19 protein-coding genes and 2 pseudogenes are annotated in these 23,234 nt (G+C 54.6%); 8 read left to right on the top strand and 13 right to left on the bottom strand.

Annotated features, from left to right (window positions below; all coding sequences use genetic code 11):
* Positions 1 to 240: 240 nt before the first annotated feature.
* Positions 241 to 708, top strand: coding sequence for a bacterioferritin (gene bfr / locus AXE65_RS07680; RefSeq protein ID WP_068390386.1), 468 nt, complete (start codon positions 241 to 243; stop codon positions 706 to 708).
* Positions 709 to 855: 147 nt separating this feature from the next.
* A pseudogene (locus AXE65_RS13340) lies at positions 856 to 1,645 on the top strand (IS5 family transposase).
* 20 nt (positions 1,646 to 1,665) lie between these two features.
* On the opposite strand, the gene AXE65_RS14345 reads toward AXE65_RS13340, so the two are convergent.
* The 11 genes and pseudogenes from AXE65_RS14345 to AXE65_RS07625 all read right to left on the bottom strand — a co-directional run bounded on the left by AXE65_RS14345 (position 1,666) and on the right by AXE65_RS07625 (position 12,193).
* Entirely contained in the window at positions 1,666 to 4,386 is a 2,721-nt protein-coding gene (locus AXE65_RS14345; protein ID WP_338061937.1) for an autotransporter outer membrane beta-barrel domain-containing protein, read from the bottom strand.
* A gap of 555 nt (positions 4,387 to 4,941) precedes the next feature.
* Positions 4,942 to 5,732 (bottom strand): annotated as a pseudogene (locus tag AXE65_RS13335) (IS5 family transposase); the annotation flags it as partial.
* A 69-nt stretch (positions 5,733 to 5,801) separates the two neighbouring features.
* On the bottom strand, positions 5,802 to 6,002 hold the full coding sequence (relB, locus tag AXE65_RS07665) for a type II toxin-antitoxin system RelB family antitoxin (RefSeq protein WP_068390380.1): 201 nt from the start codon (positions 6,000 to 6,002) through the stop codon (positions 5,802 to 5,804).
* Positions 6,003 to 6,159: 157 nt separating this feature from the next.
* The gene (gene gloA / locus AXE65_RS07660; protein WP_068390378.1) at positions 6,160 to 6,543 is read right to left on the bottom strand and encodes a lactoylglutathione lyase; all 384 of its coding nucleotides are present in this window, start codon (positions 6,541 to 6,543) and stop codon (positions 6,160 to 6,162) included.
* 54 nt (positions 6,544 to 6,597) lie between these two features.
* A complete protein-coding gene (locus tag AXE65_RS07655; RefSeq protein ID WP_068390375.1) occupies positions 6,598 to 7,815 on the bottom strand; it encodes an argininosuccinate synthase in 1,218 nt (405 codons plus the stop codon).
* 35 nt (positions 7,816 to 7,850) lie between these two features.
* A complete protein-coding gene (locus AXE65_RS07650; protein ID WP_068390372.1) occupies positions 7,851 to 8,543 on the bottom strand; it encodes an ABC transporter permease in 693 nt (230 codons plus the stop codon).
* Entirely contained in the window at positions 8,543 to 9,232 is a 690-nt protein-coding gene (locus AXE65_RS07645) for an ABC transporter permease (protein WP_068390370.1), read from the bottom strand. Before AXE65_RS07645 ends, AXE65_RS07650 begins: the two co-directional genes overlap by 1 nt.
* Before the next feature lie 63 nt (positions 9,233 to 9,295).
* Positions 9,296 to 10,042: an ABC transporter substrate-binding protein gene (locus AXE65_RS07640; RefSeq protein WP_068390367.1), complete on the bottom strand. Its 747-nt coding sequence runs from the start codon at positions 10,040 to 10,042 to the stop codon at positions 9,296 to 9,298.
* 15 nt (positions 10,043 to 10,057) lie between these two features.
* Positions 10,058 to 10,852 carry an ABC transporter ATP-binding protein gene (locus tag AXE65_RS07635; RefSeq protein WP_068390364.1) on the bottom strand — a complete coding sequence of 265 codons (795 nt, stop codon included), beginning with the start codon at positions 10,850 to 10,852 and terminating at the stop codon, positions 10,058 to 10,060.
* 115 nt (positions 10,853 to 10,967) lie between these two features.
* Positions 10,968 to 11,918: a homoserine kinase gene (locus AXE65_RS07630; RefSeq protein WP_068390361.1), complete on the bottom strand. Its 951-nt coding sequence runs from the start codon at positions 11,916 to 11,918 to the stop codon at positions 10,968 to 10,970.
* Complete coding sequence (locus AXE65_RS07625) at positions 11,918 to 12,193, bottom strand: DUF2782 domain-containing protein (RefSeq protein ID WP_068390359.1); 276 nt, start codon at positions 12,191 to 12,193, stop codon at positions 11,918 to 11,920. The genes AXE65_RS07630 and AXE65_RS07625 overlap by 1 nt, the downstream gene beginning before the upstream one ends.
* Before the next feature lie 92 nt (positions 12,194 to 12,285).
* On the opposite strand from AXE65_RS07625, the gene polA reads away from it, so the two are divergent.
* The 4 genes from polA (at position 12,286) to flgL (ending at position 19,794) form a co-directional block, all read left to right on the top strand.
* A complete protein-coding gene (polA, locus tag AXE65_RS07620) occupies positions 12,286 to 15,012 on the top strand; it encodes a DNA polymerase I (protein WP_068390356.1) in 2,727 nt (908 codons plus the stop codon).
* A 388-nt stretch (positions 15,013 to 15,400) separates the two neighbouring features.
* The gene (locus AXE65_RS07615) at positions 15,401 to 16,312 is read left to right on the top strand and encodes a DMT family transporter (protein ID WP_068390353.1); all 912 of its coding nucleotides are present in this window, start codon (positions 15,401 to 15,403) and stop codon (positions 16,310 to 16,312) included.
* A 276-nt stretch (positions 16,313 to 16,588) separates the two neighbouring features.
* A complete protein-coding gene (gene flgK / locus AXE65_RS07610) occupies positions 16,589 to 18,553 on the top strand; it encodes a flagellar hook-associated protein FlgK (protein ID WP_068390351.1) in 1,965 nt (654 codons plus the stop codon).
* 20 nt (positions 18,554 to 18,573) lie between these two features.
* The gene (gene flgL, locus AXE65_RS07605) at positions 18,574 to 19,794 is read left to right on the top strand and encodes a flagellar hook-associated protein FlgL (protein ID WP_068390348.1); all 1,221 of its coding nucleotides are present in this window, start codon (positions 18,574 to 18,576) and stop codon (positions 19,792 to 19,794) included.
* 61 nt (positions 19,795 to 19,855) lie between these two features.
* Here flgL and AXE65_RS07600 read toward each other — a convergent pair whose 3' ends face one another.
* Complete coding sequence (locus AXE65_RS07600) at positions 19,856 to 20,989, bottom strand: PilT/PilU family type 4a pilus ATPase (protein ID WP_068390345.1); 1,134 nt, start codon at positions 20,987 to 20,989, stop codon at positions 19,856 to 19,858.
* A gap of 73 nt (positions 20,990 to 21,062) precedes the next feature.
* Positions 21,063 to 22,100, bottom strand: coding sequence for a type IV pilus twitching motility protein PilT (locus AXE65_RS07595; RefSeq protein WP_068390342.1), 1,038 nt, complete (start codon positions 22,098 to 22,100; stop codon positions 21,063 to 21,065).
* Between the two features lie 207 nt (positions 22,101 to 22,307).
* On the opposite strand from AXE65_RS07595, the gene AXE65_RS07590 reads away from it, so the two are divergent.
* Together AXE65_RS07590 and AXE65_RS07585 are read left to right on the top strand one after the other, a co-directional pair.
* The gene (locus AXE65_RS07590) at positions 22,308 to 22,913 is read left to right on the top strand and encodes a YggT family protein (protein ID WP_068390339.1); all 606 of its coding nucleotides are present in this window, start codon (positions 22,308 to 22,310) and stop codon (positions 22,911 to 22,913) included.
* Positions 22,910 to 23,209 carry a DUF167 family protein gene (locus AXE65_RS07585; RefSeq protein ID WP_068390336.1) on the top strand — a complete coding sequence of 100 codons (300 nt, stop codon included), beginning with the start codon at positions 22,910 to 22,912 and terminating at the stop codon, positions 23,207 to 23,209. Before AXE65_RS07590 ends, AXE65_RS07585 begins: the two co-directional genes overlap by 4 nt.
* Positions 23,210 to 23,234 lie beyond the last annotated feature (25 nt).

The raw sequence follows: 23,234 nt of genomic DNA, 5'->3' as shown, positions 1-23,234 counted from the left end.
CTGATTTTCGAACGTTTGAAGTACCTATTTTTACCAGTCATATCAGGAAGTTATCATGCCATAAAAACATGTTTGCTTCCTAAGACCCAATAAATAATGAAGATTTAAACCATTCAGCAAAACTGATAATTTAATTGATAATGGTTTTGTATTTAATCAATGGCCAATATTTAACTTGACCCGATAAATTTTAAAGTTCACCATAGTTGCCTTGTTAGTTGCCTTAAAGGTTTTATTGAAATGCAAGGGAAAATAGAAGTCATTAACTGTCTCAACGAGCTGCTGGCGGGCGAGTTGGCGGCGCGTGACCAGTACTTTATTCATTCGCGGATGTATGACGATTGGGGTTTTAGCAAACTCCATGAGCGCCTTAATCATGAGATGGAAGAAGAAACCGGCCACGCCGATGCACTGATCAAGCGCATTTTGTTTCTGCAAGGTACGCCGCGCATGCGCGCGGAAGAACTCGATATTGGCGCTGATGTACCGGCCATGCTGGAAAGCGATTTACGTTTGGAATACAAAGTGCGCGGTGCACTGGCCGCTGCTATCGCGCTTTGCGAAGCGCATGAGGATTATGTCAGCCGCGATTTGCTTAAAGTGCAGCTTGTTGATACTGAAGAAGACCATGCTTATTGGTTGGAGCAGCAGCTTGGCTTGATCAAGCGCATCGGTTTACAAAATTATTTGCAGTCGCAAGCGGCTTAAAAGCACCCTCTCCCCAACCCCTCTCCCATCAATGGAAGAGGGATTTAGGCAGGCGAGGCATGGCGTGCATTGGTCTTGCCGCTTGGCTGGCTGCTCTCTGGCTTAGAGCCTGTTTATGATCTGAAGAATATCCGATATTTTTGGCGAATGAGCAGAATAGGTTATCCCAGCGACACCCGTTGCGCCCAATTTGAGTTGATTTGTCCATTGTTGGAACAGGCACGCAAACGCACCAAGCCTCGCACGGTGGACTTGTACGAGCAGTGGTGCGCGGTGCTGTATGTGCTCTGCACGGGTTGCAGGTGGCGGGCGTTGCCGCGCGATTTTCCCAAATGGAGCACGGTGTATTCCTATTTTGCCAAGTGGAATGCGCCGCGTGATGGGGGCAGGCATTAAAAAATCTTACTTGGCGCGGCTCGAGAGAAACAGGGGCGGGGCGCATGCAGCACATTCTTGATTGTGCACGCGCAGAGCGTGAAGAACACCGACACAGCGATGCACAAGGGCTATGACACGGGCAAGAAAATCTAGGGGTTCAAGCGCCACATTGCAGTCGATACGATGGGTTTGCCTCATGCGTTGGCGGACAGCACCGCCGATGTGACGGATCGAACCGGCGCATTGCAAACATTGGAACACGACAAAGCGCATCTGGGGCAGGTGCACAGCGTATTGTGTGATGGTGGCTATACGGGCATCCCTTTGCGCAAGGGGTGAAGGCCATTTTGGGTGAACAGGTCACTGTGCAGATTGCCAAGCGCAATGAATTGCATACCTTCAAGGTGATGCCAAAGGCCAAAGCGTTGGATTGTCGAGCGCAGCTTTGCTTGGTTGGACAAGAACGGGCGACTATGGAAAAACTGCGAACACAAACTTAAGCACCAGTTTGCAATTCGTCCATCTAGCATTTCTGGCGCTGATCCTCAAAAAATCATAAACAGATTCTAAACTCCTTGTTTAAAAAGCGACTTTCAGTCCGAAGTTTGCCATCCAGCCTTGGTGTCCCGCGCTGCTGATACGTTGCTGGCGAGCGAATTCTCCGTACAGCATGGCGTGGCCTTTTGCAAAGACTGCGTCCACGCCTAACCCGGCGTCCAGCGTTGCGCCAGGTTTGCTGAGATAAAAATCTTCGCCCAGATTGATGGTCTGGCGTGACGCCAAGGGCTGCGTCAGATGCAGACTGCCGCGTAGTGTGATCGCGCCGCCTGCGATGCGGCTGAGTTGGGTTTGTATGTCGGTGCCAGTGCGTAGCGTCCATTGGCGAAGCGTGCCGGCTTCGACGGGAAAATTGTCGACATCTCGCGTGTTGTCAAACCTTAGACGCTGATAGGTCAGTTGCACCTGCGGTGTGACGGTGAACATGCCAACGCCAAACGGCAGGCCGGTCTCTACCGAAGCCGATGTGCTACGGCCTTTAAGCGTGGCGGTTTTGCCGCGTAAACGGGTAGCCACCTTGCCTTGAAAAGCGCCATGTGAAGTCAAACCATCGACGTAGCCGCCCGACTCGTGCTGATAGGTCAGTGTGGGCGAGACAGCCCAGGTGGTCATGTGGGTTCTGCGGCTATCTGCCACATCCCGTGGCGTAAACGATAGCGCGCCGCGATTGCCTGCTAGTCCTACGCGCAGGCGATGCTGTGAAGTATCCATGCCCCACAGATTGGCACCGATTTGTAGTGCGGCGTAGCGCATGTCGGCATTCGGCGTGTAAGGGCTGACATGCAGGTTGGCGCGGTAATCCTGCACCCCGCCGTAGCTGCGCAGGAAAAATTCGCCTTGACTGGCTTTGTCAGGCTCTGCGGCGCGACGACGGATGTCTCCTAGCCTGCGGTGTAGCGTACCGATGTCTGTTAAACCTGCTTGAAATAAGGCGCCAGGCGCAAGCAGATAATTAGACGCTTGTGGCACAAGCGCCGGAGCTGAGCCTGAACCCGAGCCCGAGCCGGATTGCAACCGCCAATCCCAATGCCCCGCGCCGCCGACCTGTTTCTGGCTGGCATCGGCCGGGCCGTTGTGGGATCCTGGTCCGTAGGCGTACAACGTGTACTGATAAGGCAGGCTATTCATGGTGACGTAGCCACCAGCCAGTGCAAAGGAATTTTCTGTGGCCGCGCCGGATGCTTGCACGACCGAAATGCCCTCGCTGGCCAGATACGCGCCACTGGGCGAGGTCAAACCGCCAGGGCTGCCGGCGACTTCCCGGATGTGAAGCAGGGTTGTGCCACTGACATCGCCCTCAATCAATACCCGGTCGGTTTGCTGATTGCTTAATGCACCGCCGGTATTGAGCAAGGTGTTCAGGGTAATGGCCGCGCCAGGTCCTGCGTGGTACACCGCCATGTTGCCGCCCGTATCACCCGCCCCGACCCGCAGCGTTTGATACAAGCCGCTGCTGTTCTGATCAAAGACGATATGGCTGTTTTTGATGTCAAGAAACGACGTGTGTGATTGAGCCAAACCGCCTGCTGACGGACGTAATGTCCAGACGCTGTGGTTGTCCAGGTTCATGTGCAGCCTGGACTGCGCGCTGACATCGGTGTGGCCAACAAGCTGGCTGTCGTTGGCGTGAATCGTCAGACGAGAACCAAATGTGCTGGCGCACGTCGGCGGCGCGCAGTTGCCGGCGTATGCGAGGCGGTCGCCGCGGATGAGGGATTGATTGGCAACATTCAAGGTATCCGTGCCGCCATTGGCCAGCACGGCAAAAGAGTCTTGCGCCGTGACCGTGGAATCATCAACCGTTATGACGTTGGCTGCCGTGGCACCCAAAAAAACCAAGCCAGGGGCAAGCGCGCCGTCGGTCGTTACCGTCGTTTTGTTCTTGAGGAGCGCGCTGGTGCCGGATTGAATTCTTACGCCCGAGCCGCCGGTGGTGTTGTTCAGGGAATTCGCCGTGACGCCATCCAGTTCGATATGTCCGCCATTTTGTGCCCACGCCGCCACGGCGTTGACGCCTGTTGCATGGATGTCGCCGCCTGTTATGCCAATGCGTCCGCCCCCATGCGCGAAAGCGGCGATCGCGCCTGCGCCAGCCGCATGAATGCTGCCGCCCGTCATTTGAATATCTGTGTTCGGGTTGAGACTGGCCAGTCCAATAGCCTGACCATTGACCTTGATGTCCACGTCCCGCAAGGTTGACTGGCCGACGTCGCTATAAATGCCATGGGCATTCGCCCCGCTTGTTTCGACCGTGACACGCTCGGCAGTCAGTGGCGTCGTAGCGTTGGCGGTGGAAAATATCCTGATGCCTATGGCACCGTTACCCTTCGTGGTGATCTTGCCGTCCTTGAGGTCGGCAATGCCGTTGTTGTTGATGTTGACGCCGACGGCACTGTTGGCGTTTGTTTCAAAATCAAAGTTGTTACGCGCCGTCAGGCTGCTGGTGCCGTTCGTACTGCCGACCAGCACAGCGTGGCCGAGCCCCGTCGCTTTGACGATGGTGCCGTCTATGAGCAGGTTGCCGCTCCCCCCGAAATGCACGGCCGCATTGCCGTTCGTGCTTGCATGGGTAATGGAGCCGCCGTACAGGTTCAGTACGTTGTTGTTCGAGCCCAAATTATGATTGGCGACACCGTAAACGCCGCCCGAGGTGATCGTGACGTTGCTTAAATCCACGACGTTATTTGAGCCGGAAAAGTCAATTCCCCCAAGCGTTGTGCCGGTTAGGCTGCCGCCTGACATGCTGAAATGATTGTTATTTCCTCTCAGCCACACAGCGACCGCATTGCCAGTACTCGATAGATTGACTTGGCTTAAATCAGCAGACCCACCTGTTTCGAGATGGATGGCGCTGTCAACGACGTTTACCGACCCGCCATCCATGAGTATGTTGCTACCGGGTCCGCTCGCATGCATCCCGCCCCAACCGTTGACGGTTGAATGGGTTAAATCCAGTGTGCTGCCAGAGATGGCATAGCCCGCATACGTATTGTTTGCCGAGGCGGAAATGCTTAGGTTTGTGCCCTGAATGGTACTGCCGGCCGTTGCTGCCAAGGCTGCATTGGGTCTGCCCGTACCGGCTGGAATAAAACTACCGCCGGAGGGAGCGACGGTTAGCAAGCCATCACTGGCTTCGCACTGCGCACCGGAAACACAGGCAGCCAAGGCGGGGGCTTGAGAACAAACCAGAAGCAGCAAAGACGAAAGCGACGTGAAGAACCCCCGCCTTGCGTCCAGATCATCTGCACCACCATCATGTTTGTATGACATGATTGTTTCCCAAGAGCCTGTCTGCGATTTTTTGAGGATCAGCGCCAGAAATGTTAGATGGATGAATTGCAAACTGGTGCTTAAGTTTGCGTTCGCAGTTTTCCACAATCGCCTGTTCTTGTCCAACCAGGCAAAGCTGCGTTCGACAATCCAACGCTTGGGCATCACCTTGAAGGTATGCAATTCATTGCGCTTGGCAATCTGCACAGTGACCTGTTCACCCAGAATGGCCTTCATCCCTTGCGCAAAGGGAGCGCCGCCCGTATAGCCACCATCACACAATATGCTGTGCACCTGACCCAGATGCGCTTTGCCGTGTTCCAATGTTTGCAATGCGCCGGTTCGATCCGTCACATCGGCGGTGCTGACCGCCAACGCATGAGGCAAGCCCAACGTATCGACCGCAATGTGGCGCTTGAACCCTAGATTTTCTTGCCCGCGTCATAGCCCTTGTGCATCGGTGTATCAGTGTTCTTCACGCTCTGCGCATCTACAATCAAAAACGTGCTGCATGCGTTGCGCCCCTGTCTCTCTCGGGCCGCGCCAACCTGATTTCTTTAATGCCTGCTCCAGCAGGCTACCCCATCACGCGGCGCATTCCACTTGGCAAAATAGGAATACACCGTGCTCCATTTGGGAAAATCGCGCGGCAACGCCCGCCATTGGCAACCCGTGCAGAGCACATATAGTACCGCGCATCACACCTCGTACAACTCCACCGTGCGAGGCTTGGTGCGCTTGCGCACCTGTTCCAACAATGGACAAATCAACTCAAATTGGGCGCGACTGGTGTCGCTGGGATAACTTGTTCTGCTCATTCGCCAAAATATCAGATATTCTTTAGATCATAAACAGGCTCTAAGTCATTAGCCGCCTGCTTTGACCATTCAAGCGCCAGCACGTGCTTTTCTCTGGCGTTCTACAGCCGCTTCAATACGCGCCCTAACCTCATCGTGTGGAATACTTGGGCTGGGGTCATCCAGTGCTTCTTGCACTTTTGCCCTAAACCAGCGGTCATAACTGGTCGCTTCTTCTTCTGTGTCAAACTCATATATCAACGGGTCAAGCCGCGCCGTTGCTTTATTCATGGCGATACCTGTGGAGTCTAAAAGCAGCAGCCTAGCATAGACTGCATGCCCAGTTTAGACGCTATCGGATGCTATAGAGCGATACAGGCTTGAGACTTTTGCTCATTTTTAGCGAAAGTTCCAGCAGCACCAACGCCTGCAAAACCAGCATCTATCCCTAGGTAGGCGAGAGCAGTTCGATTTTGTAGCCGTCGGGGTCTTCGGCAAACGCCAAGATGCGGCTGCCATGTTGCATCGGACCTGCTTCGCGGGTGATTTTGCCGCCGCGCACCTTAATTTGCTCGCACGCCTGATAAACATCCGGCACTTCCAGCGCGATATGACCAAAGCCATTGCCTAGGTCATATTCTTTTGTTTCCCAGTTATGCGTCAGTTCAATCACGCTAGCCGTGGCTTCATCCCCGTAACCGACAAAAGCCAAGGTGAATTTACCGGAAGGAAAATCATCCCTTCGCAGTAAACGCATGCCTAAAACTTGGGTGTAAAAGTTAATAGACCTATCCAGATTGCCAACGCGCAGCATGGTATGCAGTAGTCGCATGTTGTTTTCTCCAGTTCAGGCTTTTATCTGCTTTTATCGATTTTTGTCGGGTTTTTATTTAAGGTTACGTCCTTTGCCAGCAGCAATACGTAAACGCAACGCATTGAGTTTAATAAATCCTGCGGCATCGGCTTGGTTGTAAGCACCGCCGTCTTCTTCAAAGGTCGCAATATTGGCATCAAATAACGAATCATCGGATTTGCGGCCAACGACTTGTACATTGCCTTTATAGAGTTTGAGTCGTACCTCACCATTCACTTTGGCTTGTGATGCATCAATCATTTGTTGCAGCATTAAACGCTCGGGACTCCACCAGTAGCCGTTATAAATCAGGCTGGCGTACTTGGGCATGAGTTCGTCTTTTAAATGCGCTACTTCGCGGTCAAGGGTGATGGATTCAATCGCGCGGTGCGCTTTAAGCATAATGCTGCCGCCCGGGGTTTCGTAGCAGCCGCGTGATTTCATGCCGACGTAGCGGTTTTCCACAATATCCAGTCGGCCAATGCCGTGGGCTCCACCTAAGCGGTTAAGTTCGCTTAATACTTCGGCGGGTGACAGCGGTTTGTTATTGATGGCAACGATATCGCCTTGTTGGTAAGAAAGCTCGATATAAGTCGGTTGATTGGGTGCGTTTTCGGGCGAGACGCTCCAGCGCCACATGTCGTCTTCCGGTTCCGTCCAGGTATCTTCCAATACGCCGCCTTCGTAGGAGATATGCAGCAGGTTGGCGTCCATCGAGTAGGGGGATTTTTTTTTGCCGTGGCGTTCAATTGGAATGCCGTGTTTTTCGGCGTAATCCATGAGTTTTTCGCGCGAGAGCAAATCCCACTCGCGCCACGGGGCAATCACTTTGACGCCGGGTTTAAGTGCATAAGCGCCCAGTTCAAAGCGAACCTGGTCGTTGCCTTTGCCGGTCGCGCCGTGGGCGATGGCATCGGCGCCGGTTTCTTCGGCGATTTCAATTAAGCGTTTGGCAATGAGTGGGCGGGCTATGGAAGTGCCGAGCAGGTATTCGCCTTCGTAAATCGTATTGGCGCGAAACATGGGAAAGACAAAATCGCGGACAAATTCTTCACGCAAATCGTCGATATATACCTGCTTGACGCCTAGCGCCTTCGCTTTGGCGCGGGCGGGTTCGACCTCTTCGCCCTGGCCGATGTCGGCGGTAAAGGTGACGACTTCGGCCTGATAAACGTCCTGCAACCACTTAAGGATTACCGAGGTATCCAGCCCGCCGGAGTAGGCCAGTACCACTTTTTTTACGTCCGCCATGTTTTTACTCAAGGGTTGCTTAAAGGCCGCTGATTTTAGCGGCCTTGGTGCACTGCATCAACGCGCAGCACGCGCTCCAGTAACTTAAACGCCTGTACCAGCACAAAGGTTATCAAAAGATAAAACAAACCGGCGGCGAAGAAGGTTTCTACCGGCAAATAGTTGCGCGAAATAATGGTGCGTGCCATGCCGGTTAAATCGAGCAGGGTAATGGTGCTGGCGAGCGAGCTTGCCTTTAGCATCAAAATCACTTCGTTGCTGTAGGCGGGCAGGCCAATGCGTGCGGCACGCGGCAGCACGATATGCAGCATCGTTTGCGCTTTGGACATGCCCAGCGAACGGGCGGCTTCCACCTCGCCGTGCGGCACGGCTTGAATCGCGCCGCGGATAATCTCGGCGATATAGCCTGCGGTGTGCAGGCACATGGCGATCAGCGCGCACCACCAAGGGTCGCGCAGATAAGGCCAGAGCACGCTTTGTTTGACGACATCAAACTGCGCCAAGCCGTAGTAGACCATAAACAGTTGCAACAACAGCGGCGTGCCACGAAAAAAGAAGATGTAGCTGTAGGGCAGGGCGCGGATATACCAATGCTTGGAGGCACGCGCAATGCCGAGCGGTACGGCGAGTATCAAGCCAATCAGTACGGCAAGGCCGACCAGTTGCAAGGTTAATACCGCGCCTTGTGCCAAGCGTGGCAGGGCAGCCCAGATAACGTTCCATTCCATCAGGCTGTCCTCACAAAGCCGCGGCGGCTGTATTTTTCCAGATAATGCTGGCCGGTCATGGCAAGACTGGTCAGTACCAAATACATCAGGGCGGCGACCCATAAGAAGGTAAAGGGCAGCTTGGTTCCGGCGATGGCAATACCGGCGGTACGCATGATTTCAGCCAGACCTATTACGGATACTAACGCCGTGTCTTTCATTAAAATCATAAACAGGTTGCCAAGGCCGGGCAGGGCGACGCGCCACATTTGCGGCAGTATGAGCCGCCATAAAATGCGCCCCCTGGAAAGCCCCAGCGCCAAACCGGCTTCACGATGCCCACGCGGCACGGCGAGTATTGCGCCGCGAAACACTTCGGTTGAATACGCGCCAAAGCACAGTCCCAAGGCAATAACCCCGGCGGCAAACGGATTTAATGCAAGGTCGGGATTGCCGAATTTGCTGCCAAGGCCGCGCATGGCACCCACCGTGCCGTAGAAAATCAGCAGCACCCAGAGCAGTTCGGGTATGCCGCGAACGATGGTCGAATAGCTGCCGCCCAGCCATTGCAGCGGCTTGTAAGGCGAGGTTTTGGCGAGCGCTCCGCCAAGACCCAGCAGTAATCCCAAAGGCAGTGCGCACAGCGCAAGCTGGATGGTCATCCAGGCACCCGCCATCAACAGCGGGCCGAATCCGTGAAGGTTGGTCATGGGCGAGAAAGCTGCGGCAGGGGCGGACTGTCTTTAAGTGGAAAAGACAGCCCGCCGGGTGGATTAATAGATATTAAAGGGGAAGTATTTGGCGTTGATTTTCTGATAGGTGCCGTCTTTGAGGATTTCCGCCAAGGCTTTATTTAAACGCTCGCGCAGTGGGTCGCCCTTGCGTACGGCAATGCCGATTTTATCGCCATCAAACACGGCATCGCCTTTAAATTCAAAGTCTTTGCCGGCGTCACTGTTGAGCCACTCATATTGCACAAAGGCATCGGCGAGCATGCCGTCCAAACGGCCGGAGGTGAGGTCAAGGTAGGCGTTTTCCTGGGTATCGTAGAGCTTGATGTCCACCACGTCGCCCATGTTGTCTTCCAGCCACATGCCGGCAATGGTCGCACGTTGTGCGCCGATCACCTTGCCCTTGAGACCGGCTTTATCGATGGGGAAGTTAACGTTTTTCGGCGCAACAAATTGCAGCTTGTTGGTGTAGTAGTGGTCGGTGAAATCCACCGCCTGCGAACGTTCCGGGGTAATCGACATGGAGGCGACGATAAAGTCGAACTTTTTCGAGTTAAGCGCTGGAATAATGCCGTCCCAATCCGAGGTCACGATGCTGCACTCGGCCTGCATTTTCTCGCACAGGGCATTGGCAATATCCACGTCAAAGCCGATGGCGTTGCCGCTGGTATCCATCTGGTTAAAGGGCGGGTAAGCGCCTTCGGTGCCGATGCGCAGTTTGTCAGCGCTGGCGGCTGTGGCAAAGACCAGTGCCGCGGCGGCTAGCATCAGTTTTTTATGCATGCTCATTGAATTACTCCGTTTTTAGTAGTTGCTGGACATAAATTGTTTGCAGCGTTCTGAGGTCGGGTTATCGAACACCTGTTCGGGCGACCCTTGCTCCTCCACCAGTCCCTGATGCAGGAAGACCACTTCCGAAGAGACCTGGCGGGCGAAGTTCATTTCATGCGTGACCAGCAGCATGGTACGGCCTTCTTCGGCGAGCGCACGGATAACGTTAAGGACTTCTTGCACCATCTCCGGGTCGAGCGCTGAGGTGGGTTCGTCAAACAAAATCACTTTGGGCTGCATGGAAAGGGTGCGGGCAATGGCCGCGCGCTGCTGCTGGCCGCCGGAAAGCTGGTTTGGATAAGCGCCGCGTTTGTCGGCAATGCCGACTTTAGCCAGCAGCGCTTCGGCCACTTCTATCGCTTCGGCCTTGCTTTGTTTCAGCACGCGGCGCGGCGCTTCGATAATGTTGTCCAAAATGGTCATATGCGGCCAGAGGTTAAAGTTCTGGAAGACAAAACCAATCTGGCTGCGCAGGCGGTTGATTTGGCGGTTGTCGGCGGCGACAAGCTCGCCGATTTTGTTGGGTTTGAGTTTGAGTTCTTCGCCAGAGACGAGGATTTGCCCTTGATTGGGGCTTTCCAGCAGATTGATGCAGCGTAAAAAAGTGGACTTGCCAGAACCGGACGAGCCCAAAATGGAAATCACGTCTCCATCTTGCGCGGTCAATGACACGCCTTTAATTACTTCCAGGTCGCCGTAGCGTTTGTGCAGCCCCAAAATTTCCAGCGCGGGGGCGGATTTATTCAAGGTGGGAGCGGGTGCTGCCATGTAAAAACCTCTTGTTATGTCCGGTTTATCATTGTGGTTTGCGCACTATAACACCGTGATTTTGCTTAAAAAGCGGCGCAAATCAATCGTGTCGCATTGCTGAACGCTCATGCCGTTACAGCGCAAGCGGCAAGGTTAGCAAAACCTGCTGGCGAGCGCTGAGCAGACGCGCGTATTCGTGCGGGTCTTTAATCAGCACATCCTGCCCGGCAAAGGCACGCGCGGCGAGCAGGCGTGACAGCCAAAAACGCACGGCCGCGATGCGCAGCAGGCAAGGCAGTAGCGTAGCTTCCGCTTGGCTAAACGGGCGTTTGGCGGCGTAGGCATCGAGCAGCGCGCGCGCGCGGGCAAGGTCGAGCGCACCGCCTGCTTGGCTGCACCAGTCATTGAGTGCAATGGCAAGGTCGTAGAGCATCGGCCCGCTGCAAGCGTTATAAAAGTCAATCACGCCGGAAAGATGCTCGCCTTCAAACATCACGTTGTCGCGGAATAAATCGGCGTGCAGATTGGCGCTTGGCAGCGCTCTGATCTGCTCTTGTTTGCTTTGGATTTCTGCAAGCGCCGCGTGCAGCAGCGCCGCTTCATCAGCAGACAAATCGGGGCTAAGCGCTTTGCCTTGGGCCTGCATCCAGTCAAGGCCGCGGTCGCTTTTGCGGATAAGCGGTGCTTGCCGGGTTAAAAGATGCAGTCCGGCCAACCAGCGGCCGACTTCGGCGCAGTGGGCGGCGGATGGGTTATCCACATGCCTGCCGGGCAGGCAAGGTTGCAGCAGTGCCGGTTTGCCTTTCAGTGTGCGCAAGGCTTCGCCGCTTGGCGTGGTGATCGCATAGGGAACGGCAAAGCCTGCGGCGTGCAGGCGTTCCAATAGTTCGATAAAAAAGGGTAAATCCTGCAGCGGGCCGCGCTCAATCAGCGTCAGCACATACTGGCCGTTGCCCAGATGAATAAAAAAATTGCTGTTTTCAGTGCCTGCCTGGATTTCCTGAAAATCATGGAGCGCCCCCAGCCGGTAGGGGCTGAGGAAGTCTTCCAACTGCGCTTTAGTTAATGGAGTAAAGACCGACATTACCAACTCAAAATGGGCCAGGAGGGAACCAGCATTTTCGGCTGGTCGGTGCGGATAAAATCGCCTTGTGTGCCATCGGCGCGCACCAAATAGTAGGGCGGGCCCTTTTTGGGTGTGACTTTAATGGCATAAACAAAGCCGTTGTCGCGAAATTCTTCGATCAAATCACCATCATCCTTCCGGATGGTCACGGCGTCATCGTCGGCGGAGGCTGCTGCGGTAAAGGTGCAAAGCGATACGAGCAAAACCAGCGGCAGGTGTTTGAAGGTTGGCATGGTAATCTTCCCCAAAGATTGTTAAATGTTTTTCAAATCCAACTGCCTAATTTGAAACACGCCAAGTGTAACGTTAAAAAGGTCTTGCCTCTATGTCTGCTGCCCCCTTGATATTGGTCGATGGTTCTTCCTACCTGTACCGCGCCTTCCATGCACTGCCGCCGTTAACCACAAAAAACGGCCAGCCCACCGGAGCTATCAAGGGTGTGCTCAATATGCTGAAAAGTCTGCGTGGGCAGTATCCAAACAGCCCGTTTGCGGTGGTCTTTGATGCCAAGGGGCCGACCTTTCGTGATGCATTATTTGCCGAGTACAAAGCGCACCGCCCATCGATGCCGGATGATTTACGCTCGCAGATTGAGCCGTTGCACGCCTGTGTGCGGGCGCTGGGGCTATCGCTGCTTTGTGTGGAGGGCGTAGAGGCCGACGATGTGATTGGCACACTGGCCAAACAAAGCGCCGCCGCCGGTCGCGCGGTGGTTATTTCCACGGGCGACAAAGATATGGCGCAGTTGGTCGATCAGCAGGTCACGCTGGTCAATACCATGAGCGGCACAGTGCTGGATGAGGCCGGCGTGCAGGAAAAATTCGGCGTGCCGCCGCAGCATATCATCGATTATCTGGCGCTGATGGGCGATTCCAGCGACAACATTCCGGGCGTACCGGGGATTGGCGAGAAAACCGCCAGAGCACTGTTAAGTGGTATCGGCGGCGGGCTGGATGGGCTGTACGACAAACTTGAACAAATCCCCAGTCTGCCCATTCGCGGCGCGAAAACCTTGCCCGCCAAGCTGGTTGAACATAAAGCGCTGGCTTATTTATCCAGACAGCTCGCCACCATTAAAACCGATGTTGAACTGTCCTTGACTTTGGACGAATTGCAACCCACTGCACCCGATTTCATACAGCTTGCCAAGCTGTACCGCGAGCTTGAATTTCGCTCGTGGCTGGATGAAGTGCAGCGCGAGCTTCCCGCGAGCGGCGAAGCAGCGCCCGCGGCCTTGCCGGTTCAGTACGAAACGATTTTGGATGAAGGGCACTTGGCGCTCTGGTTAAAAAAACTGCAAAGCGCCGAATTGATCGCGCTGGATAGCGAAACCACCAGCCTGGATGCGCAGCAGGCCGAACTGGTCGGCCTGTCCTTTGCGGTAAAAGCAGGCGAGGCCGCTTATTTGCCGCTTAAACATCGTTATCTGGATGCGCCCCGGCAGCTGGATACAAAAGCCGTGCTGGCCGCGCTGAAACCTATCCTGGAAGACCCGGCCAAGCCCAAAGTGCTGCAAAACGCCAAATACGATATCAATGTGCTGGCCAATGCCGAGCTGCCGATCAGCGTACAGGGCGTAGCCTTTGACAGCATGCTCGAAGCCTATGTGCTCGATGCCAGCGGCAGGCACGATATGGACAGCCTGGCAGGGCAGTATCTTTCCCACAAAACCACGCGCTTTGCCGACATTGCCGGAAAGGGCAGCAAGCAGCTCTGCTTCGACCAAATCGCCCTTGAACAAGCCGCGCCCTACGCCGCTGAAGATGCCGACATTACGTTGCGCCTGCATCAGCAGCTATGGCCAAAAGTTAAAGCGACGCCCAGCCTTGCTGCCGTATTGAGCGAAATTGAAATACCGCTGGTGCCGGTACTGGCGCGCATTGAACGCACCGGTGCGCTGGTCGATGCCAATTTGCTCGCGCAGCAAAGCGGCGAATTAGGCGCAAGGCTTACCGAGTTGGAACAAAGTGCCCATAAACTCGCCGGACAGACCTTTAACTTAGGCTCGCCCAAACAACTGGGCAGCATTTTGTATGACCAATTAGGGCTGCCGATACTGAGCAAAACCGCGGGCGGGCAGCCTTCTACCGCAGAAAACGTACTGGAAGAACTCGCGCAAAGCGGCCACGAACTGCCCAAAGTGCTGCTCGAATACCGAAGCTTAAGCAAGCTCAAAAGCACCTATACCGACCGCTTGCCGCAGCAAATCAACCCCAAAACGGGACGCATTCATACCTCTTACCATCAGGCAGGCACCATCACCGGCAGGCTCTCCTCATCCGATCCCAACTTGCAAAACATCCCCATCCGCACGCTGGAGGGCCGGCGCATCCGCAAAGCCTTTATCGCCCCGCCTGGCTACTGTCTGCTGGCGGCGGACTATTCGCAAATTGAACTGCGTTTGATGGCGCATCTTTCACAAGATGAGGGATTGCTGGCCGCGTTCCAAAATGGGCAAGACGTTCACCGTGCAACCGCAGCGGAAGTATTTGGTGTGCCGCTTAAACAAGTCAGCGACGCGCAAAGGCGCAGCGCCAAAGCCATTAATTTTGGCCTGATTTACGGCATGAGCGCCTTTGGTCTGGCCAAGCAAATTGATGCCACGCGCAGCGAAGCGCAGGCCTATATCGACCGTTACTTTGCCCGCTACCCGGCTGTACTCGGCTATATGGAACGCACCCGCGAACAGGCGGCGAGTTTGGGGTTTGTCGAAACCCTGTTTGGCCGCCGTTTATATCTGCCGCAAATTAAAGCCAGCAACCCGCAACTGCGCCGCGCCGCCGAACGCACCGCGATTAACGCGCCAATGCAAGGCAGCGCCGCGGACATTATCAAACGCGCCATGATTAGCGTCGATGACTGGCTTGAGCAAAGCGGCCTTGATGCCCGCGTTATCCTGCAAGTTCACGACGAATTGGTGCTGGAAGTGCGCCAAGACCTGCTGCAAAGCGTGCGCGAACAATTGCGCAGGTTAATGGAAAACGCCGCGAGCTTAAGCGTGCCGCTGTTGGTAGAAACCGGCAGCGGCGCTAACTGGGATGAGGCGCATTAAAAAAATTGCAGACAGCCCGAACTTTTTTAAAAACGCTTGGTCAGAGCTTGAGAACGGTCGTAAGACTTTTCGATTTGCTCCTGTTTCATGTTGGCAGACCACTGAGCGCTTTGATCGGCGCCTCAGTTTTCAAACCGAGCCTTCCTCCTCTTCCCATGCAGGCTCGGTTTCTTTTTGCCTGCGATTTTTTTACTCCAAGCGATGATTGGACGCCTCTACGCTGATATTGGCTCTTTCGGCTCTTTCGGCTCTTTCGGCTATTCTAGCTATTCGCTTGCTTATTGAAGCAAAGCGGACAATAAATTAACGAAATTTCTACAGTGACGATAAAGCGGTATCTAATCGCGCCGCTAGCCGTCTGTTTATTTCCTGACCCGGTAAAATAAAAATGAGTGCATCGACAAAATATGCCAATAAACGTTTAAGTGTCATCGCAATACTAGCGATGATTGGATCTGCTGCTTGCTGGGGATTTGCAACCGTTATGAGCCGAGATCTGCTGAGCAGTTTTACCGCACCTCTGCTCTTGGTGATCCAGTTGATCGCAAGCGTATTGATACTATTGCTACTGTCGATGCCGCATAAACCTTGGGTGTATATTTCGCCTTCTTTGGGCAGGGCGTCACTGACCGGAATTTTGGAACCCGGCCTTACCTATAGCATAGGCTTGTGGGGCCTAAGTCTCACCTCGGCTGGTAGTGCATCTATTATTGGTTCAACAGAACCCATCTTTATCGTGGTGCTGGCATGGATAATTTTTAAAGAGAAACCCTCTGCGAAGCTCTTTGCTTGCATTTTATTTGCTGTAACAGGATTGCTCCTGGTTTCCTATGATTCTGCCACCAGCAACGCTGGCAAGAGCCTTGCAGGGGATCTATTGATCGTCTTATCAACACTATTTGCGGCAAGCTATGTCGTATTCTCTGCAAAATGGGCCAATCGCTTTCCCGCCGCGGTGCTTGCCAGCAGCCAACAGTTCATTGGATTAATCTGCGCCATCTCTATTTATATTGCGGGAACGGTATTAGGGATAATCAACCAGTCCATCTTTGACGTAAAGCTGGAAACCATTATTTATGCGTCATTGTCCGGGATTGTTCAATATGCGCTGGCATTTTGGCTATATCTTATTGGCTTAAAACATCTTCGCCCAGGCGCCGCAGGATTGTGGCTCACTTTAATTCCCATTTTTGGCGTTGTCGGCGCTTTCGTTTGGCTTGGAGAAATACCGACAGTGACCATGCTGGCAGGAATGGTGCTAATCGTTGTCGCAGTCTATGCCGGACGAAAAGAAGAATAGCCATGCAATCATCTTTTAAAGCGCTTTCACCTGCAACTTGGTCAGCCACTTATCCACAGGGAGAAATCCTGAAAATGACTTGACCGCGAACACAGCTGCTCTCCCGCTTAGGTGGCTGTCCGAAAGCTTGGCGAGGGAAGCAAGAAAGTCGTATCAGAAACAAACTTGCCCGAAGCGCCGCTTGTCTCCCTCTCCTGCTTGCAGGAGAGAGAGCCTAAAGAAGCCGTACAACCCGCCGATTAAGAAAAGCAATCCCCTCCTTAATCGGCAGTGTTTATGAGCAACCTGATCCATATCGGCCAGTCCGGCCTTGCCGCCAGTCGCGGGCATTTGAATGTAGCCGGACACAATATCAGCAACGCGCATACCCCGGGCTTTTCCCGCCAGCAGGCGCTGCAGGCGAGCCGTGGCGAGATGGGCACTTCGATGGGTTCTGGCACGCGCTTGACCGATATTCGCCGCCACTACAACGAATATCTAACCTGCGCGCAGCGCTCCAGTACGTCACTTGCGACGGAAGCGAGCACTTATCTTGCGCAAATCAGCGCCATCGACGGGCTGCTGGCCGATGCGCCGAGCAGCATCAGCGGCGGTTTGCAGCAGTTTTTTAGCGCCCTACAGGCGGCCAGCAAAAATCCGGCCGGATTGCCTGAACGCCAAGGAATATTGAGTGAAGCCGAAGCGCTGGCACGGCGTTTTAACGCGATCGATAGCCAGCTTGCCGAGCAAGCAAAGCAGTGCCATCAGCAAATGCGCGACGTTGCGGGTGAAATCAACCGCTTAAGCACTCAGATTGCAGCGCTAAATCAGAGTATCGCCAGCAGCGGCGAGGCCAGCCCTGATTTGCTCGATGCGCGTGATGAGGCGCTGCGCCAATTGTCCGGTTTTATCGGCATCAGCACGGTTAAGCAAGATAACGGCAGCGTCAATGTGCTGACCGCCTCCGGCGCGCCTTTGGTGTTGGGCCATCAAGCCAATCAACTGGAGGTCGTACCCGCGCAGGGCGACCCGCAACGGTTTGAAGTCCATCTGCTTGAGGGCGGTGAGCGGCGCAATATCGGCGGGCAAATCAGCGGCGGTGAGTTGGGCGGCCTGATACGCCATTCGCTTGAAGCGCTGGAGCCTGCCCGCCGTGCGATAGGCCGAATGGCGCTGGTGCTGGGGCAAGAGGTTAATCGTCAATTGGCCGCTGGGCTTAATTTAAATGGCGAGGCGGGCAAAGGGCTGTTTGCAGACTGCAATACGCAGGAGCTTGCCGAACTGCGGGTAAAAGCGCACGCGAGCAACAGCGCGGCGAGGCCGCAGCTACATATTCAAGATGCGCGTCTGCTAGGTACGCAAGATGTGCAGTTGGAGTTTGACGGCAGCCGCTACCGCGCCCGTCTTGAGGACGGCACGCCGCTGAATGTGACGATCAACGCGGCCGGAGATTTAACTTTTACCGATGCTGAAGGCCGTGATTTGGGCTTTACCGTCGCGCCGGGCTTTCCTCCGCCCGCTGCAGGCGACCGTTTTACCTTGCAACCGACCGCGCGTGGCGCGGCGGATATCAATGCCTGCTTAAAAAATCCGGCAGAACTTGCGCTTGCCGCACCGCTGCGCAGCCAAGCGGATGAGGGCAATAAAGGCAGCGCGAGCATCAGTGCGCCGGAACTGCTCAGTCGATTGGATTTACCCGAATTAAGCAGTCACTTGCCGCTAACGCTGCGTTGGAATGAGCAAGCCAAGGGATTTGACCTGCCAGCCGGCGCAAAGCTCAGCCGTATCAACCCAGGCGATTTTCAGGACGGGCAGGAGAACCGCTATGAGCTGCAACTGTCGGATGGCAGCAGGTTGCAATTCTCGCTAAGCGGCCATCCCAAAAACGGCGATAAGTTCGAGATTGCCATCAATCAAGGCGGCATTAAGGACAACCGCAACGCGCTGAAACTGGCCGACTTGCAAAAAAAATCCATCGTCGGCGTAGACAGCCGAAGGCCTGATAGCGGCGCGAGCCTTGCGGGCAGCTATGGCGAGTTGCTGATGCAAGTGGGCAGCAAAACCGCTCAGGCGCGACAAGACCATGAGGCTTGCGGCTTGATTTTGCAGCAGACCACCAATAACCGTAACAGCGTGTCGGCGGTCGATATTGATGAAGAGGGTGCCAACTTGCTGCGCTATCAGCAGCACTACGCCGCCGCCGCACAAGTGATTCAAGTGGCGCGTGATTTGTTTGATTCCCTGCTCGCCTCCCTTCGCTAAAGGATTGTTAAGGATTGTTTATGTTGCGTATTTCTACCGTACAAGCGTTTAACCAAGGCGTTGCCGCCATGCAGCGCAATCATGCCGCTCTTGCCCATACCCAGGCGCAGGTTGACAGTGGCAAGCGAATACTCACCGCCGCCGATGACCCGCTGGCGGCAACTCATCTGCTCGCGCTGGAACAACAACAAAGCCGTTTGCAGCAATATCAGGGCAATCTGAGTGAAGCCAGTTCCCGCCTCAGTCAGCAGGAAACCATTTTGGATTCCGTCAATACACGGCTGCAACATGTGCGTGACCTCACGCTGCGCGCCGCTGACGGTGCATTGAGTAAAGCCGCCAGAGGCGATATTGCCGCTGAGCTTGCTGAATGCGAGAAAGAACTGATGGCACTGATGAACAGTCAAGATGAACAAGGTCACTACCGCTTTGGCGGCTTTAACGCCCGTACCGCTCCCGTCGTACAGGCCGCTGACGGGCGCTATCGCTGGCAGGGCGACAGCGGTTGTGAGGAGATACAAATTGCCGATGGCTTGACCGTAGCCAGCGGCATTAGCGGCGAAGCGGCCTTTGCCAGCGGTAAAAATGCCGCGCGTCTGCAAGCATCCGGCGCGGCGGCGGAATGGATTAGCGGTGCACTGGTCGAAGATGAACTCGCCTTTGCGCAGTTCCCAAGCGCTGGAGTGCGCCTCGATTTTAACGACCCGAACGACCCTCTCGCTTACAGATTAACTCCGCTACCGCAAGGTGAGCCGGTTCAAGGGCGTTTGGATGATAGAGAAGACAGCTTGGTGCACTACCAGGGCGCGGCGTTTTATATCAACGGCAAAGTGGAGCCAGGCTTATCCTGCACCATTGAGGCAAGCCACGATGCCGCAGAAAAAATCAGCCTGCTCAATGGCATCCGCGATTTGCGCAAAACCCTGCAAAGCGCCGCCGACAGCCCGCAAGGCGCACGGCAAGTGCGTGATGCGGTCGCACTGGGGCTGCGCAATATCGATAGCAACGCCGCGCAACTGGACAGCCAGCGCGGGCAAATCGGCGCACGGCTTAATCTGATTAGCGCCACACAAAGCGGGCATGAAAGCCAAATGCTGCACAACCAAGGCATGCAATCAAAGCTGGGGGATTTGGACTACTTTGAAGCGTTATCACGACTAACCCTGCAAGCCACCCTGCTGGAAGCCAGCCAGCAGAGCTTTGCCAAGGTCAATCGCTTGTCGTTGTTTGATTGGTTGTAAGGCCACTTGCCCTCTCCCGCCTGCGGGCGGGAGCCCCTCCACTTGTGGGCGGGGGCAAAAGCTAATCATCATCCCCATCCAGCGTAAAACTTAGCCTTTCGCCGATGTTATCCATCACCCGCTGGTTGTTGGTTTCCGCATCGAGCTTGATCATCAGCCGCAAATCATTGGGCGAGTCGGCGTGGTGCAGCGCGTCTTCGTAGCGGATGGTGCCGCTGCGGTACAGGCGAAACAGCGCCTGGTCAAAGGTCTGCATGCCGTGTTGGGTGGAGCGCTTCATCAGTTCTTTAAGCGCTTTAACCTCGCCTTTGCGGATTTGGTCGGAGACCAGCGGAGTATTGAGCAGCACTTCAATCACCGCACTGCGCCCGTTGCCATCGGCATTTTTCACCAATTGCTGGGCGACAATGCCTTTTAAGTGCAAGGATAAGTCCAGCCAGATCTGATGGTGTTCGTCGGCCGGGAAGAAGTTGATGATGCGTTCCAATGCCTGGTCGGCGTTGCTGGCGTGCAGCGTTGCCAGACACAGATGGCCGGTATCGGCAAAGGTCAGCGCGTAGCGCATGGCATCACGGGTACGTACCTCGCCAATCATGATGACATCAGGGGCTTGGCGCAGTGCGTTTTTCAGCGCGACTTCAAACGACTCGGTATCAAGACCCACTTCACGCTGGGTGATCAGGCTTTTTTGGTGGCGGTGCATAAACTCGATCGGGTCTTCAACACACAGAATATGTCCGCTAGTGTTGTGGTTTCGATGATTGATCAGCGCCGCCAGTGAAGTGGATTTGCCGGTGCCGGTTGCGCCGACAAACAACACCAGCCCACGCTTGGCCATCACCAGTGGCTTGAGGACTTCGGGCAGTTTCAGTTGTTCCAGCGTCGGGATGGTCGTTTCAATACGCCTAAGCACCATGCCAACCAAATTGCGCTGATAAAACGCACTGACGCGAAAACGACCAATGCCGGAGGCACTGATGGCAAAGTTGCATTCGTGCTCTTGGGTAAAGCGCTCAATCAAGGATTCATCCATAACCCCAAGAACCATTTCACGGGTTTGTTCCGGGGACAATGGCTGATCTGTGAGCGGTGTAAGTTCACCATTGATTTTGATGGAAGGCGGCGCTCCTGCTGAGATAAACAGGTCAGATCCGCCGCGATTTACCAATAGTTCAAGGAATTGCTCAAACTGCATTATTAAGGTTTCCTTGGTAGGTGCGGGTTTTGCCGGTCGCTTTAACAGATTAAGTGACACAGAGTACGGCCTCTTAGCTTAGCGTTTCCGGGTTTTTGGCTTTTTCACGGGCGCTTTCCAAGCTAATGACCTTTTGCCGAAGCAGTTGCTTTAAACAGCCGTCGAGCGTCTGCATGCCCAGTGAACCGCCGGTTTGGATGGCTGAATACATCTGCGCCACTTTGTCTTCACGAATTAAATTACGGATGGCTGGCGTGCCAATCATGATTTCGTGCGCCGCTACCCGACCACCGCCGATTTTTTTCAAAAGCGCCTGTGAAATCACGGAACGAAGGGATTCGGACAACATTGAGCGCACCATCGGTTTTTCTGCCGCCGGGAATACGTCCACGATACGGTCGATGGTTTTAGGCGCCGAAGAGGTGTGCAGCGTGGCAAATACCAAGTGGCCGGTTTCAGCGGCGGTCAGCGCCAGACGGATGGTTTCCAAATCACGCAGTTCGCCGACCAGAATAATGTCCGGATCTTCGCGCAGCGCCGAACGCAGCGCTTCGGAAAAGCCGTGCGTATCGCGGTGCACTTCGCGCTGGTTAACCAGGCATTTTTTTGATTCGTGAACAAATTCCACCGGGTCTTCAATGGTCAAAATATGTCCGTATTTGGTTTCATTCAGGTAATCAACCATCGCCGCCAGTGTGGTGGATTTGCCGGAACCGGTAGGGCCTGTCACCAGCACCAAGCCATTGTGCACCGAGCAGATTTCGCGGAAAGTCTCGCCTAGCCCCAAGGCTTCCATGCTCAGCACTTTGCTCGGAATGGTACGAAATACCGCGCCAAGCCCGCGGCCCTGGTTAAAGGCGTTGACACGAAAACGCGCAAGACCCGGTACTTCAAAGGAAAAATCGGTCTCCAAAAACTCTTCAAAGTCCTTGCGCTGCTTATCGTTCATGATGTCGTAGATAAGCGGCTGAATGGTTTTGTGGTCAAGTGCCGGCAAGTTAATGCGCCTGATATCGCCGTCAATGCGAATCATCGGCGGCAGCCCCGCTGAAAGGTGTAAATCCGATGCGCCCTGTTTGGCGCTAAATGCCAGCAGCTCGGTAATATCCATAAAACTCCCCAAAGTTTGGCAGACAGGTAAAATGCTGCCGCTTTTAACGGCGATTGGTGCGCATCAAAACCACTTAAGCAAGCAATGATTGCGCCAAGGCGCACAATAGCAGAGAGCGGCCTTATCTCGTCAAATGGCGAGCGTTTGTTATTTAAGTGATGTGACGTAAATCGTAAAAAACTGACCACTTTTCCAAGGAATTCCGCGATGTCTGGCCTCACCTCCGCGCTGATTTACATTATCCAAACGCTGGGCGGGTTATACCTGCTGGTGGTGCTGCTGCGCTTTATCCTGCAACTGGTGCAGGCGGATTTTTATAACCCGCTGAGCCAGTTTATCTTGAGTGCGACGCAGCCTTTGGCCGGTCCCTTGCGCAGGATCATTCCAAGCCTTGGACGCTTTGACGGCGCTTCCTTGCTACTTTCCGTACTGGTGCAACTGCTGCTGATGAGCGTTTCCCTGTGGCTGGCCGGGTTTAATCCGTTGGGCTTTGTGGGACTTTTGCTGATTTGGTCGCTGCTCGCCGTGGTTTCGTTATTTCTTAAAGTGTTTTTCTATGCGCTGATTATCAGCGTGATTATTTCTTGGGTCGCGCCCGCGAGCCGCAATCCTGCCGCGCAATTGGTCGGGCAGATTTGCTGGCCATTACTGGCACCGTTTCGCCGCCTGTTGCCCAATTTGGGTGGGCTGGATATTTCGCCGATTTTTGCCTTTATCGCGATTAACCTGATAGACCGCTTTATTTTGGGCGCACTGCTGCAAGAAAGCGGCCTGGTCGGCTCGTTAAAAGCCATCGTCTCGCCTTTTTTATGACAGATTTTTTTCGCTGGGACGGCGGGGATTTAATTCTTTTCTGTCATTTGCAGCCGGCGGCCAAAACCAATGGCTTTGCCGGACTGCATGGCGATCGCTTAAAAATCCGCCTGCGTGCGCCTGCCTTGGAAGGACGCGCCAATGCCGCCTTGATTGATTTTCTTAGCGAAGCCTTCGCCGTCAGCAAAGTCGATATTGAATTGGAAAGCGGCTCGCAGAGTCGGCAAAAGCGCGTGCGCATTAAAAGCCCGGAGCGTTTACCAGAGCTTGCCGGGCTTAGCCGCCTTGACCCATGAAAGCTGCCGCCTGCTACGCTCTTGT

The sequence above is a fragment of the Ventosimonas gracilis genome (assembly GCF_001580025.1).
Classification (GTDB): domain Bacteria; phylum Pseudomonadota; class Gammaproteobacteria; order Pseudomonadales; family Pseudomonadaceae; genus Ventosimonas; species Ventosimonas gracilis.
Note: the sequence above shows the minus strand (reverse complement) of the source record. Positions and strands in the feature narration are given on the sequence as shown.

What these genes read in the sequence shown, in the direction of transcription:
- AXE65_RS07630 (WP_068390361.1), bottom strand. Translation starts at nt 11,918, where the DNA reads ATGTCGGTCTTTACTCCATTAACTAAAGCGCAGTTGGAAGACTTCCTC.
- flgK (WP_068390351.1), top strand. Translation starts at nt 16,589, where the DNA reads ATGAGCAACCTGATCCATATCGGCCAGTCCGGCCTTGCCGCCAGTCGC.
- AXE65_RS07650 (WP_068390372.1), bottom strand. Translation starts at nt 8,543, where the DNA reads ATGGAATGGAACGTTATCTGGGCTGCCCTGCCACGCTTGGCACAAGGC.
- AXE65_RS07640 (WP_068390367.1), bottom strand. Translation starts at nt 10,042, where the DNA reads ATGAGCATGCATAAAAAACTGATGCTAGCCGCCGCGGCACTGGTCTTT.
- AXE65_RS07635 (WP_068390364.1), bottom strand. Translation starts at nt 10,852, where the DNA reads ATGGCAGCACCCGCTCCCACCTTGAATAAATCCGCCCCCGCGCTGGAA.
- bfr (WP_068390386.1), top strand. Translation starts at nt 241, where the DNA reads ATGCAAGGGAAAATAGAAGTCATTAACTGTCTCAACGAGCTGCTGGCG.
- relB (WP_068390380.1), bottom strand. Translation starts at nt 6,002, where the DNA reads ATGAATAAAGCAACGGCGCGGCTTGACCCGTTGATATATGAGTTTGAC.
- flgL (WP_068390348.1), top strand. Translation starts at nt 18,574, where the DNA reads ATGTTGCGTATTTCTACCGTACAAGCGTTTAACCAAGGCGTTGCCGCC.
- AXE65_RS07615 (WP_068390353.1), top strand. Translation starts at nt 15,401, where the DNA reads ATGAGTGCATCGACAAAATATGCCAATAAACGTTTAAGTGTCATCGCA.
- AXE65_RS07600 (WP_068390345.1), bottom strand. Translation starts at nt 20,989, where the DNA reads ATGCAGTTTGAGCAATTCCTTGAACTATTGGTAAATCGCGGCGGATCT.
- AXE65_RS07655 (WP_068390375.1), bottom strand. Translation starts at nt 7,815, where the DNA reads ATGGCGGACGTAAAAAAAGTGGTACTGGCCTACTCCGGCGGGCTGGAT.
- AXE65_RS07585 (WP_068390336.1), top strand. Translation starts at nt 22,910, where the DNA reads ATGACAGATTTTTTTCGCTGGGACGGCGGGGATTTAATTCTTTTCTGT.
- gloA (WP_068390378.1), bottom strand. Translation starts at nt 6,543, where the DNA reads ATGCGACTACTGCATACCATGCTGCGCGTTGGCAATCTGGATAGGTCT.
- AXE65_RS07590 (WP_068390339.1), top strand. Translation starts at nt 22,308, where the DNA reads ATGTCTGGCCTCACCTCCGCGCTGATTTACATTATCCAAACGCTGGGC.
- AXE65_RS07625 (WP_068390359.1), bottom strand. Translation starts at nt 12,193, where the DNA reads ATGCCAACCTTCAAACACCTGCCGCTGGTTTTGCTCGTATCGCTTTGC.
- AXE65_RS14345 (WP_338061937.1), bottom strand. Translation starts at nt 4,386, where the DNA reads ATGTCAGGCGGCAGCCTAACCGGCACAACGCTTGGGGGAATTGACTTT.
- polA (WP_068390356.1), top strand. Translation starts at nt 12,286, where the DNA reads ATGTCTGCTGCCCCCTTGATATTGGTCGATGGTTCTTCCTACCTGTAC.
- AXE65_RS07645 (WP_068390370.1), bottom strand. Translation starts at nt 9,232, where the DNA reads ATGACCAACCTTCACGGATTCGGCCCGCTGTTGATGGCGGGTGCCTGG.
- AXE65_RS07595 (WP_068390342.1), bottom strand. Translation starts at nt 22,100, where the DNA reads ATGGATATTACCGAGCTGCTGGCATTTAGCGCCAAACAGGGCGCATCG.